Annotated in this window: 19 protein-coding genes, 1 pseudogene and 1 riboswitch; of the genes and pseudogenes, 7 read left to right on the top strand and 13 right to left on the bottom strand. The window is 38.6% G+C overall.

The window, feature by feature from the left end; genetic code table 11:
• Nucleotides 1-41: 41 nt before the first annotated feature.
• Nucleotides 42-1,370: pseudogene (locus tag ELZ61_RS06150) on the top strand (IS3 family transposase).
• Nucleotides 1,371-1,439: 69 nt separating this feature from the next.
• Here the strand turns inward: ELZ61_RS06150 and rplY are convergent.
• On the bottom strand, nucleotides 1,440-1,727 hold the full coding sequence (gene rplY / locus ELZ61_RS06145; protein WP_103852596.1) for a 50S ribosomal protein L25: 288 nt from the start codon (nucleotides 1,725-1,727) through the stop codon (nucleotides 1,440-1,442).
• 232 nt (nucleotides 1,728-1,959) lie between these two features.
• Between rplY and ELZ61_RS06140 the strand changes: the two genes are divergently transcribed.
• A complete protein-coding gene (locus ELZ61_RS06140) occupies nucleotides 1,960-2,565 on the top strand; it encodes a DedA family protein (protein WP_126372190.1) in 606 nt (201 codons plus the stop codon).
• Nucleotides 2,566-2,576: 11 nt separating this feature from the next.
• Nucleotides 2,577-2,852: a YcgL domain-containing protein gene (locus ELZ61_RS06135; RefSeq protein ID WP_126372189.1), complete on the top strand. Its 276-nt coding sequence runs from the start codon at nucleotides 2,577-2,579 to the stop codon at nucleotides 2,850-2,852.
• A gap of 162 nt (nucleotides 2,853-3,014) precedes the next feature.
• On the opposite strand, the gene torA is transcribed toward ELZ61_RS06135, so the two are convergent.
• The 3 genes from torA to ELZ61_RS06120 form a co-directional block, all read right to left on the bottom strand.
• Nucleotides 3,015-5,486, bottom strand: a complete 2,472-nt coding sequence (torA, locus tag ELZ61_RS06130; RefSeq protein WP_126372188.1) for a trimethylamine-N-oxide reductase TorA — start codon at nucleotides 5,484-5,486, stop codon at nucleotides 3,015-3,017.
• Between the two features lie 81 nt (nucleotides 5,487-5,567).
• A riboswitch (molybdenum cofactor riboswitch) is annotated at nucleotides 5,568-5,700 on the bottom strand.
• Between the two features lie 34 nt (nucleotides 5,701-5,734).
• Nucleotides 5,735-6,859, bottom strand: a complete 1,125-nt coding sequence (locus tag ELZ61_RS06125; protein WP_126372187.1) for a NapC/NirT family cytochrome c — start codon at nucleotides 6,857-6,859, stop codon at nucleotides 5,735-5,737.
• A 144-nt stretch (nucleotides 6,860-7,003) separates the two neighbouring features.
• The gene (locus ELZ61_RS06120; protein ID WP_126372186.1) at nucleotides 7,004-8,707 is read right to left on the bottom strand and encodes a LuxR C-terminal-related transcriptional regulator; all 1,704 of its coding nucleotides are present in this window, start codon (nucleotides 8,705-8,707) and stop codon (nucleotides 7,004-7,006) included.
• Nucleotides 8,708-8,895: 188 nt separating this feature from the next.
• Between ELZ61_RS06120 and xthA the strand changes: the two genes are divergently transcribed.
• From xthA to ELZ61_RS06105, 3 genes are all read left to right on the top strand, one after another.
• Nucleotides 8,896-9,699, top strand: coding sequence for an exodeoxyribonuclease III (gene xthA / locus ELZ61_RS06115; protein ID WP_126372185.1), 804 nt, complete (start codon nucleotides 8,896-8,898; stop codon nucleotides 9,697-9,699).
• A 173-nt stretch (nucleotides 9,700-9,872) separates the two neighbouring features.
• A complete protein-coding gene (tesB, locus tag ELZ61_RS06110; protein ID WP_126372184.1) occupies nucleotides 9,873-10,736 on the top strand; it encodes an acyl-CoA thioesterase II in 864 nt (287 codons plus the stop codon).
• Between the two features lie 8 nt (nucleotides 10,737-10,744).
• Complete coding sequence (locus tag ELZ61_RS06105) at nucleotides 10,745-11,623, top strand: ferritin-like domain-containing protein (protein WP_126372183.1); 879 nt, start codon at nucleotides 10,745-10,747, stop codon at nucleotides 11,621-11,623.
• Between the two features lie 35 nt (nucleotides 11,624-11,658).
• Here the strand turns inward: ELZ61_RS06105 and ELZ61_RS06100 are convergent, their stop codons facing one another.
• From ELZ61_RS06100 to ELZ61_RS06060, 9 genes are all read right to left on the bottom strand, one after another.
• Entirely contained in the window at nucleotides 11,659-11,958 is a 300-nt protein-coding gene (locus ELZ61_RS06100; RefSeq protein WP_103852605.1) for a HigA family addiction module antitoxin, read from the bottom strand.
• Between the two features lie 9 nt (nucleotides 11,959-11,967).
• Complete coding sequence (locus ELZ61_RS06095; RefSeq protein ID WP_103852606.1) at nucleotides 11,968-12,246, bottom strand: type II toxin-antitoxin system RelE/ParE family toxin; 279 nt, start codon at nucleotides 12,244-12,246, stop codon at nucleotides 11,968-11,970.
• A 74-nt stretch (nucleotides 12,247-12,320) separates the two neighbouring features.
• Nucleotides 12,321-13,412 (bottom strand): lytic murein transglycosylase, encoded by a 1,092-nt coding sequence (locus ELZ61_RS06090; RefSeq protein WP_126372182.1) that lies wholly within the window; start codon nucleotides 13,410-13,412, stop codon nucleotides 12,321-12,323.
• Nucleotides 13,413-13,438: 26 nt separating this feature from the next.
• On the bottom strand, nucleotides 13,439-14,242 hold the full coding sequence (locus ELZ61_RS06085) for a glycosyltransferase family 2 protein (protein WP_126372181.1): 804 nt from the start codon (nucleotides 14,240-14,242) through the stop codon (nucleotides 13,439-13,441).
• Entirely contained in the window at nucleotides 14,242-15,126 is an 885-nt protein-coding gene (locus ELZ61_RS06080) for a glycosyltransferase family 2 protein (protein WP_126372180.1), read from the bottom strand. The genes ELZ61_RS06085 and ELZ61_RS06080 overlap by 1 nt, the downstream gene beginning before the upstream one ends.
• Nucleotides 15,119-16,306 (bottom strand): hypothetical protein, encoded by a 1,188-nt coding sequence (locus tag ELZ61_RS06075; RefSeq protein WP_126372179.1) that lies wholly within the window; start codon nucleotides 16,304-16,306, stop codon nucleotides 15,119-15,121. Before ELZ61_RS06075 ends, ELZ61_RS06080 begins: the two co-directional genes overlap by 8 nt.
• On the bottom strand, nucleotides 16,306-17,079 hold the full coding sequence (locus ELZ61_RS06070) for a glycosyltransferase family 25 protein (protein WP_126372178.1): 774 nt from the start codon (nucleotides 17,077-17,079) through the stop codon (nucleotides 16,306-16,308). The genes ELZ61_RS06075 and ELZ61_RS06070 overlap by 1 nt, the downstream gene beginning before the upstream one ends.
• A 15-nt stretch (nucleotides 17,080-17,094) precedes the next feature.
• Complete coding sequence (locus tag ELZ61_RS06065) at nucleotides 17,095-18,276, bottom strand: lipopolysaccharide biosynthesis protein (RefSeq protein WP_126372177.1); 1,182 nt, start codon at nucleotides 18,274-18,276, stop codon at nucleotides 17,095-17,097.
• Nucleotides 18,266-19,258, bottom strand: a complete 993-nt coding sequence (locus ELZ61_RS06060; protein WP_126372176.1) for a polysaccharide pyruvyl transferase family protein — start codon at nucleotides 19,256-19,258, stop codon at nucleotides 18,266-18,268. Before ELZ61_RS06060 ends, ELZ61_RS06065 begins: the two co-directional genes overlap by 11 nt.
• A 150-nt stretch (nucleotides 19,259-19,408) precedes the next feature.
• Between ELZ61_RS06060 and ELZ61_RS06055 the strand changes: the two genes are divergently transcribed.
• Nucleotides 19,409-20,155 (top strand): YdcF family protein, encoded by a 747-nt coding sequence (locus tag ELZ61_RS06055; RefSeq protein ID WP_126373610.1) that lies wholly within the window; start codon nucleotides 19,409-19,411, stop codon nucleotides 20,153-20,155.
• Nucleotides 20,156-20,189: the final 34 nt, after the last annotated feature.

Here is a 20,189-nt window from a genome sequence, read left to right as displayed (position 1 = left end):
AGTTGGACTAAACAACCAACTGATTAAGGTGCAGATTTTTTATGACTAAATATACTCAACGTTTCAAACAACAAGTGCTCGACTTTTATCATCAAAATGGAAAAAACCGTTCGCTTACTCGCCAGTATTTTCAGCTTCCCCAAAGAACGTTAGCACGTTGGATTGCGAAATTTAATCATAATGGAATCAATGGATTAGCTGTGTTAGGTAAAAAACGATATTATTCTGTTGAGTTTAAATTAAAGGTTATTCAAGCTATCAAAAAAGGCCAGTGCTCCGCTGAAGCCGCCTGCTTTCGCTTTGATATCCCCAGTTCAGGGATAATTAGTCAATGGTTGCAACGCTTTGAAAAACAAGGTATAGATGGGTTATTACTCAAACCTAAAGGTCGTCCAAGTATGAAACTCAACTCACCTAAAATGCCACCAACGCCCAAAACAGAAGAAGAACGCTTGCGTTACCGAATTTTGGAATTAGAAGCGGAGAATGCAATGCTAAAAAAGTTGCAGGAACTCAACCAACAAAAAATGCAGAAAAAGCCGTCATCGTAAATGCCTTACGCTCGCATTTCCCGTTGGAATTGTTACTCAGGCTAATCGGATTGGCACGCAGTTCGTTCTTTTATCATCTCAAGCCAAAGTCGGATAAAAATGTAGCGATTTCACAGAAAATAGAGGAAATTTATCGCAAAAATGACGAAAATTATGGTTATCGTCGAATTACCTTGGAATTAAGGAAATACTTGATTATCAACCACAAAAGGGTGCAAGCGATAATGCAACGTTTGGGGTTAAAAGGAAAAAGTAAGCAGAAAAAATATTGTTCTTACCAAGGCAAAGTGGGACACACTGCCGATAATCTGTTGCAACGGGATTTTACGGCAACGATGCCGAATGAGAAGTGGGTAACGGATATCACCGAGTTCAAATGTGCGGAAGGCAAAGTGTATTTATCGCCGATTAAAGACTTGTTTAATAACGAAATTATTGCTTATGATGTGGCGAGAAGTCCGAATTTTGAGCAGATAACCAGAATGTTGACCCAAGCGGTGAACCGATTAGCGGGGGGAAAAACCGATACTGCATTCCGACCAAGGGTGGCAGTATCAAATGATGGGTTATCAGGAGATATTGAAAAAACACGGTATTACGCAAAGTATGTCGAGAAAAGGCAATTGCCTTGATAATGGTGCGATGGAAAGCTTTTTCGGGCGATTGAAGACGGAATGTTACTTTGGCAAGCGGTTTAAAACCTTTGAACAGCTTGAAAAAGTGATTCACGAGTACATTCATTACTACAACAATGAGCGTATTCAAGTGAAGCTCAAAGGACTAAGCCCTGTGGAATACAGAACTCAGTCCTTGAATTAAAATTAAATTAGAATATAGTCTAACTTTTTGGGGGCAGATCAAAAAGGTGCTTTTTTATTCAACGCAAAATTAAACGCGTTTGAAGTCGATGTGAACTAATTTTGGTTTGAATGGGTGGCGTTGCATTGCTTGTACTTTCACAGCCACTTCTTTACCATCAATCACTAAAGTGATCACGTCTGAATAGAAAGAATCGTGTACTTGAGCGTTGTTTAATTCATCGTGGTTTAAGATGATTGAAACAGGTTCTGCATTCCCACCATAAACGATTGCAGGAATTTGACCATTATGACGCAGGCGGCGGCTCGCACCCTTACCTTGCGCTGTACGCACTTCAGCGTTAAATTTGAATGACATAATTGTATTCTCTTTAATAAAAAGTTAATCGAAAAAATCGCAGGCGACCCAGCGATTTCACAAAATCAAGCTCAAAGAAATCTTTGAGACCGCAGATTATAATCAATGCCCGACCTTAAGGCAAATAGAAATCTGCTTATTGCCATATTTTTAATGGCTATTTTCGCAAAAAAAGTTACAATAATCAGCATTTTGAACTTAACCATTCTGGCAAATTAAATGCGGATTTGATATGGAATTTTTAATCAACTTTTTTACTGACTACGGCTACTTTGCTGTTTTGTTTGTTTTGATCATCTGTGGTTTCGGCGTGCCAATTCCTGAAGATATTACCCTTGTGTCAGGCGGCGTCATTTCTGGCTTAGGCTATACCAATCCGCATATTATGTTAGTGGTGAGTATGTTGGGGGTGTTAATCGGCGACAGCACGATGTATTGGTTAGGCCGCGCTTATGGGGTAAAAATCTTGCGTTTCCGCCCAATTCGCAAAATGCTTACCTTAAAACGCTTACAAATGGTGCGTTCGCAATTTGATAAATATGGTAATCGCGTCCTTTTCACCGCCCGTTTTCTCCCCGGCTTAAGAGCGCCAATTTATATGGTTTCAGGGATTACCCGCCGTGTAAGTTTTGTCCGTTTTGTGCTGATTGATTTTTTGGCTGCCATAATTTCTGTGCCAATTTGGGTTTATTTAGGGCATTTTGGCGCAAGTAATTTAGATTGGTTGAATGAGCAAATCCACAAGGGGCAATTCGTTATTTACGCCATTATCGGCGTAGTGGCCCTGATTGTATTGTGGAAATGGAAAAAATCACGCAAAAATAAACAAGCTGGATAATAGGAAGCCTTATGCTCTGCGCTATTTATAAAAGTAAGAAAAAAGAAGGAATGTATTTATACATTGCCAAACGCGATGATTTTTCCCCAATTCCCGAAACCCTGCGCGACAGTTTCGGCACGCCTATTTTTGTGATGCTATTTAATCTTAAAGGTGAAAAATCGCTCGTCAACGCAGATAACCAAGAAGTGCTAGAAAAAATCCAACAACAAGGCTTTTATCTACAAATGCCAAAAAAAGAAGAAAATTTGTTGGAAATTCATAAAAAAAGTACCGCTCTTCATTAGTCGGCATAAAACTCAGCTCATCACTGAGTTTTATTTTTCTGGAAGATTAGCAAAACGATACGATCCAGTTTAGGTTATAACGACTAGAACATTGTGGCTAATCTAAAAAAATTCACCAAAAACCACCGCACTTTTCAATGATTTTTTATGTTTACCGGGGAATTACGCCGATTGTTTCGGTTGTTTAAACACCGTTACGGCTGGTGCTTCGCCAGTGAATTTTTCTACTTGTACGATACAAGTATTTGGCGAGTTACCCTGTGCAAGTTTTGACGTGCCTTCATCGCGAGTAAGCACATTCGGGCAGCCATTTTTACACAATGGTTTATCCGATTGTCCAAGATTCGCAGGATCATACCAAGCCCCTTCGTGCAAGGCGACCGTGCCTTTGATAATGCCATCAGTAACCACAGCCCCGGCAAGCACTTGTCCGCGAGAATTGAAAATTCGCACAATATCACCATCAACAATACCACGCGTTGCCGCATCATCTTTATGAATCAACACTGGCTCGCGATCATTCACGGCATATTTTTGACGTAATGAAGTATGTGCAAGCTGGCTGTGCAAACGATAATATGGGTGTGGCGTAACTAAAGCTAAAGGTGCTTCTGCTGTGGTGTTGCCAGCAAATTCTGCCGGTTCCATCCAGCTTGGATAGCCTTTGCAATCGTCATAATTCATTTTGGCTACCACATCAGAATAAATTTCAATTTTACCTGATGGTGTACCCAATGGATTCAACAACGGATCATTGCGGAACTCTTCATAACGCACCCATTTTTTCGCTTTTTCATTGGCTTTGAAAGTAATCGGTTTATTTTCTTCCCAGAATTTCTCGAATTTAGGCATTAATACACGGTTTTTACGTGCCGCATCAAATGCCGTTTGGTAGAAACCTTTTAACCAATCCATTTCCGATTTATTTTCGGTGAATTGTTCTTCCACACCAGCACGCTTGGCTAATTCGGTGAAGATGTCATAATCACTTTTCGCTTCAAATTGCGGTGGCACAACTTGTTTCATTGGGTAGATATTCATCATTGAATAATCGCCTGACATTGTTAAGTCGTTACGCTCATAACTTGTGGTTACAGGCAATACAATATCAGCCATTCGTGCCGTTGGAGTCCAGTTTACTTCATTCACAATAAAGGTATCTGGCTTATGGAAGGCTTTCACTAAGGTATTGGTATCTTGATGATGTACAAATGGATTACCACCTGCCCAATAAACTAATTTAATATCGGGATAGGTAATTTCCGTGCCATTATATTGAATCGTTTTGCCGGGGTTAAGTAAAGCATCTGCCACCCGTGCCACAGGAAATGCCATTTTAGATGTTTCATCAAGCCACGTTTTTTCCCCTGCTTGTACGGCTGGATTTGCGGTGATCGAACCTAAAATTCCGCCTGTTGCAGTTGGCACACCACCATTGGCATAGTGATAACTAAAGCCGAAGCCGCCGCCCGGTAAACCAATTTGTCCAAGCATAGAAGCTAGCGTGACCATCATCCAGTGGCTTTGCTCACCGTGGCGTTGGCGTTGCATTCCCCAACCGCCCATTAACATTGTGCGTTTAGTCACAAAATCATTGGCAAGTTGCTTAATCACCTCTACTGGTACGCCAGTTAATTTGCTTGCCCAAGTGGCATCTTTTGGCTGCCCATCTGTTTTGCCTAATAAATATTCTTCAAATTTATCGTAGCCTGAGGTGTATTTTTTCAAGAAGGCTTTGTCGTGCTTGTCTTCGCTCACTAAGGTATGTGCAATCCCTAGCATTAGTGGCACGTCAGTTGCTGTATTAATCGGGATCCACTCAGCACCTAAAAATTCGCAACTTTCGCTACGCACAGGATCAATACAGATAATGCGTTTGCCGCTCTCTTTTAATTTTTTGAAATAGGCTAAGCCCTCTTGATCCGTAGATGTCCACGCAATGCGTAAGGTTGTGAGTGGATTTGCCGACCATAACACAACAATCTCTGAACTTTCTAAAATGGTTTCCCAGCTGGTTTGTTGCTCATAAACTTCAATTGTGCCTAAAACGTGCGGCATAATCACTTGTGCAGCCCCGGTAGAATAATCCCCTTTTGAGCCAACAAAACCACCCGTTACGTTAAGGTAACGATGTAGCAAGGTACGTGCTGCGTGTAGTGAGCCTGAGCTGTACCAGCCATAAGAGCCAGCATAGATCCCTGTTGCACCATAGCTATCTCTCACCCGTTTTATCTCTTTTGCCACAAGATCAAACGCCTGCTCCCAAGATACGCGCACCCATTCATCACGTCCACGCAAGCTGGTATCTTTATTACCTTCTAAATAGCCTTTACGCACCATTGGATATTTAACACGGGTTTCGCTATAAAGCTGATCGGCAACCACAGATTGCAATTCATTGGTTAAAGGTGCGGGAATCGCAGGGCCTGACTTCACCACTTTACCGTCTTCCACAACTACGCCTAAAGGCCCCCAGTGTGCCGCAGTAACCACCGTACTTTGTTCTGCCGCCACTGCTTTAGAAGATACCAACGATCCTACTACCCCACCTGATAAAGATGTTCCTGCAAGACCTAATGAAGAATGTTTAATGAAATCACGGCGACTTGCATTAATGTTGTCTTGTTTTTTCATTGTTCACCTCAGTATGACTTTCCACGGCATTTTATATCTGGGGAAAATTCTGAAAATTTGCACCGCACTTATAAAATGCTATGAGTTTAACTTACGACACCTTTCTAAAACGAGTGGCATAATCATTTCTAACCATACCATTGTGCAATCAAGTTGCAGGCATTGCTTCCATATCTTTCGACTTAGGATCACAAGCTCGGTGTCAAACCAGTGCTAAATAATTTTAGCGATATTCCAAATGGAAACTATTAATGTGATGCGCCCACTTTATCCTTACTATTACGTTGTAAATAAATGGTGAGTGTGCGGACATCATCTGCTGACATTGATGTACGATTTTTCATTGAGTTCACCACACCAATCCATTGATTCGCGGTGTAATGATCTGCCCCAATTGCGGCGTGGCAACCGCTACAATAGGTTTCATTCAAATTGTGACCAAATTGATTAAGTGCGGTCAAATTTGCCGTTAAAATAGATTTCGGTGCATTAATTTGCAAACGGACTTCCTTCCAATCGGAAGCGGTAACTTCATCATAAACAGAACGTAGCACCTGCATTTTATCTTGCGGCACATCTTCCAATAACGCCACCATAATGCGTTTACCTAAATCCATATAAAGAATGCTTTCCGCCCCGGCTTGCTGCCAGCCTGTGATCGTCGCTGAAACTTGATCACCCGAAGCTTTCCAATCGGTTAATTCCGCATAAGGCATTAGGCGAATACTGCCTCCATCAGCAATATTGACATTACTCATCGCGAGGCTATATAAGGTTTTATCCTGTGGGCTAAACTCCCCACCGTGTTTACTTAACTCACCACTGGCTTCTTGGTTATCAACGTCCATTTCAGGCATAAAATGTACAATGCCTTTATGGCAATCAATGCACGTTTGATTGGTTTCCTGTGCTATTTTATGCATTTTCTGCGCGGCTTCTGATTGCTCTGAAAGCACCATTGCTTCAGCACTATGACAACTTTTACAAGTAGCCGAATCGTTTTCTTTCATCTCCGCCCAAACCTGTTTCGCCATTGCTAAACGATGAGTTTCATAGGCTTCTTGATCTGGCAATTTATCGACCACAACAGTATTCCACACATCTTTTAACGCCATCACCTTGGTTTTCACATAATGAAATGCGGAATCTTGCGGAATATGACAATCTGCACATTCCGCACGAATACCTTTGCGATTAGAAAAATGTACGCTTCCTTCCCATTCTTCCTTTGGAATTTCCATAGAATGGCAGCTCACACAAAATTCAGTGCTGCTGGTGGCTTTCATTGCATATTGCGTTCCCGCAAACACGCCCACACCAAGCAACATGCCAAACAAACCACCTAATACAAATTTCTTATTCAATTTCGCCATAGCTCCCCCACATCAAACAGATACATCAAAATAGGTAGAAATAATGGTTGGGATTATAAATTTAGAATAGGGGATCTCAATACGTAAAGTTACGTATTTACCTAATAAGTATTAGAAAGTTTGATTTATCGCAAAAGAAAGGAACTAAATCCGAAACCAATGAGGCAACTTAAAGACAGATTCAGCAAAAACGTCAGGTGCTATCACCGTGCTTTTTCCTTGTTGAATCTGAAAAAGTAAATGAGGTTGGCTAATAGAAAGATCTTGGGTGTTATCAGGATAAGTCAGCCCTGCTTGCACTTCTCCACCAAAATAGTAAGTGCCATTTACCCCTGTATAAGCTAAGGAACGAATGCCATTAATGACTTCTTTAAACGCCCTTGGGGAAGTGCTATGTCGCCAAACATTGGCAAGAATTTGAATTTGATCATAAGCGACACTCGCTTGTGAATAACTGGGTTGATGATCAAAAAATCGTTGATAATCTTGGCAAAATTTGCGTCCTGCATAAGTCATACTCAGCCCTGTGGTACTTGCCCACAATACGCCCTCACACTGTTGTTCTTGCGGTAAAAATACCGAAGGTGCGTAAATACTATAAATAATCGCGTTAATCGGATTTTGGATAAAAGATTGATAAAATTGCAAAATATCTTCCGCAAAATAAGAAGCAAACACGATTAAAGTGGGATCAAAATAGCACACTTGTTTCATCGCATAATCAAAAACTTGTGGAGATTTTTCTAATGTCAAAACATCGACCTGCCAATGTTCCTGACGTAATTGAGAGATAAGATTTTCAATACCTATATTGATTTTTTGCCATTTAACTGTAATCACTAAAATCCTTTTATTTTTCATCACTTGCGGATAATGGAATTGATAAGCTCGAATAAAACGTGCAACCCCTGCCCCATAGTTAATATCGCTGGCACACGCCTGAAAAATATTTTTTATCTGATTGTGATGAGATTTGCCCAAATCACTATGTGTGGCAAGATGAATATAGGGAATCCCTTTACTGGCAATCCAGTCGTGTAAATCAGGAGAATAGCAGGCATAGCTCGCAGAAATCGCATCAACTTCTTTATCTAATAATTGTTGGTATGCTTGATGGATACTTTGCGGATCATCAACGCAAAATCCTACCGTTTCTAACCGCACTTGTCGCCCATTAATCCCACCTTGTTGGTTGATCATTTCCACTGCTAATCGTGAGCCGTTGCATAATTCTTGCGTATCTAGCTTACCAATTCCTTGTTCCACATAAGGCACGCCAATAGTAATTGGATAAGTCATTGTTGAATGAATAAAGTGCGGTGCTTTTTGCGGCAGTTTTACCCCTTTCGCAAGGCTTTCAATTTCATACGTTGCTAAAATAGATTGCGATAAATCACCCGGCGTTGGCAAACAGCACAGATTTTCAGTTACCGCAAACACCGCCAAGCTAGTCCGATTTTCAATTTTTGTTTTTTGAAAAAGATGCTCAACGTGTTTGGCAACAGTACGTTCACTAATAAAAAGCTGTTGAGAAATTTCTACATTGCTTAGTCCACTACTGAGCAAGGTGAGAATTTCAATTTCTCGCTTACTCAGCTCAAAAGGCAACTGAGTTTGCTGGGCTGTCAGTAAGGTAAAACTCTGCTTATAACGTTGTAAACGTACATTAAGCCATTGATTATTTTCTGTTTGATAATAAAAACACAGGCTATCTCGCTTGGAAGAAAGTAAAGCCTGAGCATAATCAATAAGCTGGGGCAGCATTTCAAAATACGCTTTCCCTACACAACTATCCCACTCTATTAATTGTTTTTGCTCATCAACCAAGCACGCCCGCGTCAATTCCATTTTTATCCTAATCTGTTATTTGCAAATGGAATTATCATAAAGAAGTTTGTGTGCCAATTTACTGATATAAATCAATAGATAAATGACAAAACAAAGTACGGTGAAATTTTTTATCATTTTTGAAATCTTGCAAACCTTAGTATAATGCCCGTCTGATTTTTATAAATGAACAATTAGGAACGTATTGAATGAAAGTAATGTCTTTTAATATCAATGGATTACGAGCAAGACCTCATCAGCTTGAAGCCATTATTGAACAGTATCAGCCCGATATTTTGGGATTGCAGGAAATAAAGGTGGCAGATGAAGATTTCCCTTATGCGTTGGTGGAACACTTGGGTTATCACGTTTATCACCACGGGCAAAAAGGGCATTATGGCGTGGCATTTTTATTGAAACAAGCGCCAAAGGCTATTCACAAAGGCTTCCCAACAGATGAAGCGGACGCACAAAAACGCATTATTATGGCGGAAATGGAAACAGAATTTGGTTTGCTCACGGTGATAAACGGCTATTTTCCACAAGGGGAAAGCCGCAAGCACGAAACAAAATTCCCTGCTAAAGAAAAATTCTATGCGGATTTGCAACGCTATTTAGAGCAAGATCACAATAAAGACAATCCGATTATTATTATGGGTGATATGAATATCAGCCCGAGTGATTTGGATATTGGCATTGGTGAGGAAAGCCGTAAACGCTGGTTGCGTACCGGAAAATGCTCGTTCTTACCTGAAGAAAGAGAATGGTATAACCGCTTATATGCCTACGGTTTAACAGATACTTTCCGCCACTTAAACCCGACAGTTAATGATAAATTCTCGTGGTTTGATTATCGCTCAAAAGGCTTTGATGATAACCGCGGCTTACGCATTGATCATATTTTGGCAAGCAATAATTTAATCGAACGCTGCACAGATACAGGCATTGCGTTGGATATTCGCGCGATGGAAAAACCTTCCGATCACGCGCCAATTTGGGCGGTGTTTGAATAAAATGACAAGTGCGGTGTGAATTTTTGGAAAATTTTACACCACACTTGATTTATCACTCTTTGTTAATTCATAGATTATCTCAAATACCTTACCAAACCTCCTGTTCAAATTAGCTTACCATTGAAAATTCCCGTAAAATACACCGCACTTATTTTTATTAAAAGGTAGATAAAATGTCTGTGGTACTCAACCAGCTTATTGATTTACTTAAGCTAGAACAGCTTGATGATTTTCTCTTTCGTGGGCAAAGCCAAGATTTAGGTTTGCGCCAAGTGTTTGGTGGGCAAGTGGTGGCGCAAGCGCTTTCTGCGGCGATTCAAGTTGCGCCGCAAGATCGCGTGTTGCATTCTTGCCACGCCTATTTTCTTGCCCCTGGTGATAGTCAGCACCCGATTATTTATGATGTGGAAGTGTTGCGTGAAGGACATCATTTCACTGCAATGCGAGTGAAAGCCATTCAGCATAATCAAGCCATTTGCCACATTACCGCGTCATTTCAAATGGAAGAAGCAGGCTTTGATCACCAATCTTCAATGCCAAATGTGGGCGAACCAGACAGCTTTATGGCTGAAAGTGTGGCATTGCAAAAATTGGCACAATATATCCCAGAGCCAATTCGCGATAAATTTACTGCCGAACGCCCTTTTGATATTCGTACTCAACATATAAATAATCCTTTTCAAGGCACGCTCTTACCGCCTGAGCAATATGTTTGGGTGAAAGCCAATGGTGAAGTGCCGCAAGATCGTGTCATTCAGCAATGTTTGTTGGCGTATTTTTCTGATTTTCATCCGCTACTCACTGCCCTTCACCCACATCAAAAAGGCTTCTTAGAAACAGGAATGAAATTAGCCACTATCGACCATTCTATTTGGTTTCATCGTGCTGGGGATCTTAACGATTGGCTACTCTACGCCATTGAAAGCCCTAACGCCTTTGGTGCAAGGGGATTATCACGGGGACAAATTTTTGATCGTCAAGGGCGTTTAATTGCCACCACACAGCAAGAAGGTTTAATTCGATTTAGCGAAAAATAAGGAAAAAAATGACCGCACTTTTAATGACACAACTTTGGGATCAAGTTACGCACGCCTTACAAGAAAAAGAGCCTGCGAAAAAATGTGAGCAAGTAAATGCCCTATATACCGAGCTTTTGCCTCGCATTGAGCAAGCTGAATTGGCGGACTTCCCAACAGTAAGCAAAGATCAAGAAATCGCCGCCTTTCCTGATAAACCAAGATTGGTTGCACCGCACGCCGTGCCAAAACGTTCTTTTGCCACACAAGAAGGCTATGCTGCTACTTTGCACGCCATTGCGCATATTGAATTTAATGCGATCAATTTAGGCTTAGATGCAGCTTGGCGATTTGCTCGTGAAGCAGAAAAAGAATTAGGCGAAGGGTTAGCCTTTGCCCGTGATTGGTTGCGTGTTGCGTATGAAGAAAGCACACATTTTACTTTAGTAAACAATCACTTAAAAACCTTAGGCTATGAATATGGCGATTTTGAAGCGCACGCTGGATTATGGGAAATGGCACAAGCCACCGCACACGATATTTGGGAACGAATGGCGTTAGTGCCACGCGTTTTAGAAGCAAGGGGCTTGGACGCCACACCGGTAATGCAAGAAAAAATCGCACAGCGCAAAGATTTTGATGCGGTGAAAATTCTCGATATTATTTTGCGTGATGAAATCGGCCACGTTTCCATTGGCAATCATTGGTATCACGCCCTTTCTGCCAAACGAGGGCTGGACGCAATGCAATGTTTCAGCGATTTATTGCGTAAATACCGCATTGTTATTTTCAAAGGAGCAATCAACACCGATGCCCGTATCCAAGCCGGTTTCACTCAATTTGAATTGGATTGGATTTATGAAATTGAACAGACGTTAAAATCTCATATTAAGGCGATGAAGGGATAAAAATTCTCCTGAAGCACCACACTTCAGGAGAGATTTTAGATAGTTTGATAGGCTGGAATAATATTGAATTTCGTTCCTTTCCTCTCAGCGACCCATAAATCATAATTTGCTTGCTTATGTAGCCAACTCTCTGGCGTAGGGCTATTTTCTCCTAGCCAGATATGAAGTCTAAGCGCCATTTCAGCCGTAATAGAAGATTTTCCATTAAGCAAGCGAGAAAGGGTTACTCTATTTACCCCAAGTTGTTTCGCCGCCTCAGTTACAGTTAAACCTAGTGCAGGTAAAATATCCTCTTTAATGACCTCTGCTGGATGTGGGCGATAGTACATATTCATCATAATCTCCTAGTGATAATCTTGATAATCAACAATTTCAGCATGACCATTTTCCAACCTAAAAGTAACTCGCCAATTCCCATTTACTTTTACGCTCCAATGATTAGCTAAATTACCTGAGAGAGGATGTAAATTCCAACCGGGGATATTCATATCTTGAGGAAATTTAGCACTGTCTAGCTGATCTAGTATCCTTGCTAATTTTTTCGCATGATTTACAATAATTCCAGATGTATTACCTGTTCGATAGAACTTTTCCAACCCTTTATGATTAAATGAAATTATCACTTATTATCCTCTGCCTCAAATTCGCAGTAAATTATATTCTGTAACACATAATGCTACAACCTATTTTAAGCAGCTTACTCCCCCACTCTCGCCCTAATCCGATCTGTAAACATTCCAATACTGACCGCAAAATAATTAGAACGATTCCAATCAAGCAAGGTGCGGAAGTTGTTTGAAACTAAGAAAGCGCGACCATTTTCACCGTCTGGTTGCACAAGCCATAATTTGGCGTGGGAAAGTGCGGTGAGATTTTGTGTACTTTCTGAGTTGAACGATTTAAGTTCAACGCCTTGAGCTTGCCAATCTTGCAGTGAACGCGCTTTGTGCTTTTCAATGCCCGCTAAACTTGGGCTAATATATTGATTTAAACGCACTTCCACGCCCCACGGCAATTTATCGTCCCAACCGACAGTATGCAAATAACGAGCGATAGACGCAAAAACATCATAGTGATTTTTCCAAATATCTTTCTCACCATCACCATTACCGTCTGCCGCATAGCTCAGGTAAGAACTTGGCATAAATTGCGTTTGCCCCATTGCGCCAGCCCACGAGCCTTTCATTTTATGGCGCTGGATATGATCGCGTTCTAACATTTTCATTGCGGCAATAAATTCTTTACTAAATAACGGCTCACGGCGGCCATCAAAGGCAAGGGTGGCTAATACAGAAAGCACATCATAATAACCTTGATAATAACCAAAGCTACTTTCCATTCCCCATAGCGCCATTAAATATTCTTTTTGTACGCCAAATTTTTTGCTCGCCTTTTCTAATTGCGGTAATTGTTCCCAATAGCGTTGTTCAGCAACATTTACCTTATTTGTGGTCAGTACGCGATTAAGATAATTCGTTACCCCATTAGGATTGAATACTCTTGGTTCATTCGGGTTACGTTTTTTTATTTTCCCCGCTTGTTGTTTATCCAATGCCACTGCTTTAGGAATATATTGAATATTTTGTTGTGCATTTAGCACCGCACTTGAAACCCCTTGTCCAGCGGCTTTGGCTTTTAAAAATTGTACATAATCATCAAAATTATTTAATGTACGAGGTTTATTATATCGAGCATTTTCACTTATTGCTTTAATAGAATGACTACTTGAGCAAGCAGATAATAAAACCGCAGAAAATAATGAAGTAAAAATTAATTTTTTGTTAAACATAACTTTCCTTAAAAAAAAATAAAATATTATTTTCGTAAAAACTTATAAATGATTTTTAATAATGAAACAGGTAATAAACGTGGTAAAACACGCAATAAAAATACAATAAATCCTGAAATCGAGGATTGTAATTTAACGTTGCGTTTGAGTTTAAATAAATTCCACTCACATTTTGCTTGCGCTAAGCCACGGCGGCGAGAAACCATTCCATTGCCTACGCGAGCATACACTAAAATATCAGGCAAATTCGCTACATTTTGCGGATATTTCGCCACCAAGTTAATCCATAAATAATAATCTTCCTGAATGTCTTGATAACCCCCAGCAGCGAGTACGGCAGATTTTTGATAAGCCACGGTCATATGATTGAAAGGGCTGCGCGTTTTTGTGAACTCGACAATTTCTTTAGGTTGAGTAGGTACATTGCGATAACTCACAATGTCTTGCATATTCTCACCAAATTCAGCAATTTGTCCGCCAAAGATGATGGTTTCAGGATTTTGCTTGATGAAATTTACTTGTTTTTCAAAACGTTGCGGATCGCAAATATCATCGGTATCCATACGGAAAACCCATTCGTTGGCACAATGCAACAATCCCTCATTTAACGCCTTGCCCAATCCTTGATTTACTGGCAACTTCACTAATTTTAGCGGTAAAAATTCTACAAAATTTTGCACCGCACTTTCTAATTCGGACGTAACGGCACCGTCAAACACTAAGACAATTTCATCTGCGAGCAAGGTTTGCGAGCGCAAACTTTCTAAACATTCACGCAAGAATTGTGGATTTTCCTTAATATATAAGGACATTAAAACTGAGAACTTCATTAAATGAACCTTTTCAAATGAATAGCTAATTTCGGTGAAATAAAAATGATGATCGCAATAATCAGCGGTTTAATATTTTTGCTTAATTTAAACATTTTCCAATAATAAATTCCTGCTTTGCGCGATAAATTCATAATATATGGATAGGCGAGCATATAAAATGAATTTAGGGCAAAGTTTTTTTGCTGTATTGGTGTTTTAACATAATTCTTCTCAATAAAATCGATTGCTTGTTCTGTATTGGTTAAATTGGTTGAAACACTGGAACGTTGAGTGTGAAAAGTACATTCAGTTAAAGCCTGATCAACATAGAGTGGCTTTAATTCAGGTGATGAAATTACTTTTAATACAAATTCATAATCTTCTAAAGATTTTAATTGCGTTGAAAGCCCACCTAAAGCTAAAAAGAAAGATTTCTTAATCCCAATCATCGGCATTCCACCAATTTTATTGGCTAATAAAATACTATCCAATGTGAGATCTTTTTGTTGTGCAAAAGGGTGAGTAAAATAGCTAAAATTTTCATTTACCATTACACATTTTGCGGGGTGATAAATAAAATTCACTTCAGGATTTTGCGTAATTTGCTGCGCTAAAATTTCACATTTCGACTTTTCAAAACGATCATCATCATCTAAAAATAACAACCAATCTTGCGTTGCATTTCTTGCTCCAATATTACGGCTTTCCGCCGCACCTTGATTTTGCTCATTACGAATAACGGTTACACGAAAAGGATAATCTTTTTCTACCACCACTTTTTCTTTCGAGCAATCATCAACAATAATGACTTCAAAATTATGCTCACTTTGTTGCGTTAAACTCGCTAATAACGCAGGGATTTCTGCTTGCCTATTATAAGATGGCACAATAATACTAAACATTTTGTTTTCCTTCTTTTCTAAATAAGAAGAGATTTTTCCCTTGTTGGCCAAATAAGGATAATAACATTAGCAACACTAGCATTATTCCAGGAAACGCATAAGTATCTGCTTTAACATTTAATACAGAAAGTATAAATAATGCGGATAAGGTAAATAACCAACTTCCATTAAACCAATTTAATGCTACTTTACGTACAAAATAAGCAGTAAATAAAAAACAAACTGATAAATAACCAATGCCACCATAAAGTAATTGGCGTAAAAAACCGCTGTCTGTTAAGCCATAATATTTTCCATTTGGCATAATATATCGCCCATCACCCCATAATATTTGTTTTAATTCTGGGATAAATAAATGACGCTTCATTAATGTGTCTGTTGATGAACTACTTAATCCTTGGTGATTAATCAAATTAATCAATGGTTCTAATGCGTGGGCGACATAAGGATTTTTGGGATAATAAATGGCTAAACCTAAACAGAGTAATCCAAATAAGCCTAAAGCAGGTAAGTATTTCCATTTAAAATAAATGGCGATACTAACAATGGAAAGTAGTAAAAATGTTCTGCCTGAAATTAATCCAATACATAAAATTAAGAATAAATACACCGCACTTAATTGATTATGTGCTTTGTTGTAAGCTAATAAAAAGTGTAATAAAAGAATGTAAAAAGCGCTTAATTGGAAGAATGCTGATGACGTAATATTATATAAACGATATTCTTGCTCTGAACCATAAAAACGTGGCAATACAATATTGGTTGAAAGGGCAAGGTCTGCCATAAAACCAATGCCCATTAATGCCGTTACACCGACAATCCATTGAACCATAATACCAATTTTTAAATCTCGAATAAGCAGTGCTTTTCCATTGTTATTAAAATAAAAAATATTATAAATTCCAATAGCAAAAATAAATAAAATTAAGGTTTTGCTATATTGCAATAATACAGAATAATCTTGCGTGTGGTGTGCCAACATTGGAATTGCACTTAAAGCAATCAAGGCGATAATTACGATTAGGCTATCTAACGGGATAAAAATACCTTGTGGGCGTTGTTTTTTTATTACTTGATAAGCCAAGTAAATGAGTGAAATACCCCCCACAAAAAATGCCATTCGGAAAAAATGGAACAACCAAGGATCATAAAGATAAAATAAATTGACCAATGCAGACATTATTTTCCACCTTTTAGGTTACGCGTTATGGCAAGTAATTTTTTTAATGGATATTTAATTAACTTTTGCCAAAAATGATGTGTTATGCTGCCGCGCACATTTTCTAAATTGCTCATTAATTTTGGATTTTCAATCGCCAATAAAGGGCGAACCACTTGCGTATCTAAAGCAAATTTATTTTCAAATAAAATATAATCATCTGCCAGCCAATAAGGTTTTTCTTCAGCTAAAAAGGCTTTTACCGCAGATTTTTTAATTAAATAGGCTACCGTGCCGGCAAAATAGTTACGATAAGGATAGGCGTAGCAAAATGGAGATCCCGCAATCTTATTGCGTAAAAATGAAAAGGTTGTTGGATAGTTAATTTCTAATTCAGAATGATTAAAATCATCAATTTTAGATTGGCCAATAAGAATAATATCTGCCTGAATATTTTCTTTGAGTAAACAATCTAAATGATGTTGAAAATCTTGATTAAACAACGCATCATCTTCACAAATTAAACAATATTCATCGTCTTGAATATTTTTATCATTGGCAATTAAACGATATACTGCCAAATGGCTTAATGTGCAGCCAATTTCCCCTTTGGTAACCTTTCGTCCATAGCGCTCAGAAAACTTTTCTTGATCATAAAGTGCGGTAAGATTTTCTGGAGTTTCTTGCATCGTATTAATTGCACTAAATAGCGTGAAATCTTGTGTGTTTGGCTGAGCAAAAAAGAGTTCTCGGCGTTGATGATCTTTATCTAAAGAAATAAGAAATTTTTTCATTTTATCCAACTTAAATTAGTTATTCGTCTTTATCGGGAATTTATAATAGTAAATGAGTGAAATCATTAATCTCACTAAACTTGCCCCTATTAACGCATAAGCTACCCCATATAACCCTTGATTTTTGAAGGCAAAAAACAATCCCACTAAAACAAGAATAGAAATAATCTGGCGTGTAAATAATAATACTTGCTTACCTAAAATCAGCATATTTTGTGATAATAACCAAGAAAGCCCTGCTAATAATGAATTAATAATAAACCACAATAATACCGGAGCAACTTCTATATAAGCATTACCAAAAAATAAATGAATAACAGGTTCAGCTAAAAATGGCACAATTACCACCGCACTTATTCCCATTAAAAGAATAAGCCCTAGCACTGCACGGATACGATTTAGATTATTGAGTAAACCTGAATAATAATAATCTACCAGCATATTTATTATACGAGTAAGTAAGGCATCAAAGGCAATACAAACCGTATATAAGCCTAAAGTATAGTTACCCATTAACGCGACTATTAAAAAACGATCTAAATTTACCGTTGTTGCGCCAAAGGTTTGTAGCAAGTTTTGTTTTAACCAATTTTTGAAGAAATAATTCGGTACAATGTTCTTTATTTCCGCTTTCTGCTTAAACTGTTTTTCTATTTTGCTAAGGGCATAAAGCGCAAATAAAGCTTGTATGCAAGTTAAAATGGTTAAGAGCTGAACTACTTTTTCTAAATGTTGTTCACCAAAAAGAAAATAATAGCCGCCATATAAGCCCACGGCTAAAATGGGTTGCTGCAAAGAAAGTAGGCGATAAATAGATAAATTGGCATCAATTTTACTTTTTTCTAAAGTAATCGTAAAAATAGCCGTTAAAATAACATTTAAAATAAATAAATAATGAAATGACGTAATATTAAATAATAAAAGTGAAAGGCTGGATACCAATACCGAAAATAATAAAAAAGCAGAAAAATAGTAACGCCAATAATGATATTGGTTATTTCGCATACAAAGAGCGAGAGAAAACCCAACGCCGCCAGTGGCAATGGTTACCACATAGGTTACGGACGTGATGAAAAGTTGTAATGCACCACGTTCTTCAACTGCAAGCAAACGAGCAAGCAAAAAGGAACTCACCATTGTGAGTCCCGTGGTTAAGAAAGTGGTAATCAACAGTTTTGCAAAGGATTTATTCTTCATAAACTTTCACAAAATCAAGGCCTTGCGTCCATTGGCGATAATAGCCTAAGTTTTTACCATAGGAATTATCACAAACTTCATTTGGGATTTCTAACAGACAAGAAAAAATATGTCCGTGCAATCGGCTTGTTATCACTAAATCATAGTGTTGGAAAATGCCTTTACAGCGTTCAATCACCGCCAAACTGTGGCGATACCATAAATGATTGACCACATTTTTTAACCAAGGCTGATGAAATTTATTCGCGACTTTCGCTAATCCACTACAAATACGTTCATAATATTTATCTTGTGTGGTGAGAATATCTTCCCAATCTTTTATTTCGGCATTCTCTGGTAATGTGGCTTGGATATTTTTTTCCAAATGGCTTGCTTCAATGTCCTTGCGTAAAAAATATAAGTTTTTTTCTGCCGATTTTTGCACCGCACTTTGTTTTTTGGATCTTTGGTTTTTTAATAATGCTGAACCATAAAGTTGGTGGGCCATATCAGGCGATAGAAAAACCTTATCAGAAAACTGATCTTTCATTAATTGATAAGTTGCCTGATCGCGCGCAAATAAATAGCAGTCTTTATGGGCGGAAAAAATGGCTGCCGATTTTTCTTTCGCTTCGAGATTAGAAAAATAAGCAGTTTGTGGCATTACAATGATGCGATTATTCGGAAAGGCTTGCACCAAGGCTTCGCGCATTCCTTGAATGGCAGGGTAGAGATCACCAAAATTGCCGCCTCCGTGGCATACTAAGGTGGTGTTGGGTTTAACATATTTTTTTACTTCATCAAGATCGAAACTTTGTAAGCAACGTCTTAACCGAATATTAATTTGATAATCCTGAAAAAACGCTTCTGTTCCCGCATAAATGAGTAAATCCCCCACGTTTAAATGGAGCGGATAATCAAAATACAGCACATCATTTTTATCCACGATTACATCAAGGATTTGCTTTAAATCTTGTTTAAGGGAAACTAAAATTTCGTTCATTGTTAATCATCTTTCCTATAAAGCTGCTTATCAGCGTAAAAGAGCTATTTTAAAACAGAATGCCCCATAGTTCCAAAAGGATTGAGTATCTTTACAAAAGATTACAAGCCCTTTATGCTAAGCGGCAAGTTGTCTAGCTCAAAATTATTTATGTATTTACTCACCAAACTTATTACAGCCATCATTCTTCCACCATTTAATGTATTGATTTTATGGATTTTTTCTTTATTTTTTGCGAAGAAACAATATAAAAAACTGAGCTTTGCTTGCGGTCTTTTAGGCATTGTCATTTTGTATGTGTTCAGCATTCCTTACACTGCACAAAAATTGCAAGATAGCCTAGCAAAACAAACACCGCTCAGCCTTGCCGATTATAAAACCGCGCAGGCAATTGTGGTGCTAGGTGGCGGTTTGCGTGATAGTAACGAATTATTTGGCAGCCTTGCAGTGCCAGCAATCCCCCTTGAACGATTACGTTATGCGGCTTATTTACATCAACAAACTCAGCTGCCGATTTTGATTACAGGTGGGACGCCTAATGGCAATTCTGAAGCCAAAATAATGGCAAAAGAGCTACAAGAATTTTTCCATACACCAACTCGATGGTTAGAGGAAAAAGCGAAAACCACCATTGAAAATGCCCAATTTACTAAGGCGTTATTAGAAAAAGGGCATATTCAGCGTATTATTTTGGTCACCAACCAATGGCATATGCAACGTGCTAAATTCCTATTTGAAAAACAAGGGTTTAGCGTTCTTCCTGCAAGTGTAGGCAATGGTGTTACGCCTGAAAGTTATGGCTTAACGCCAATGCACTTTATCCCACAAGCAAGTGCAATGCCAGCTAATATGCAAGCGTTGAAGGAATGGATTGGTTATTGGAAAGAGAAATTCTAAAAACGAAAAACAGTGAAAAATGAAAAGCAGAGAA

The sequence above is a fragment of the Avibacterium volantium genome (assembly GCF_900635775.1).
GTDB lineage: Bacteria > Pseudomonadota > Gammaproteobacteria > Enterobacterales > Pasteurellaceae > Avibacterium > Avibacterium volantium.
The sequence above is the reverse complement of the archived record's forward strand: the minus strand, read 5'-3'. Positions and strand labels throughout refer to the sequence as shown.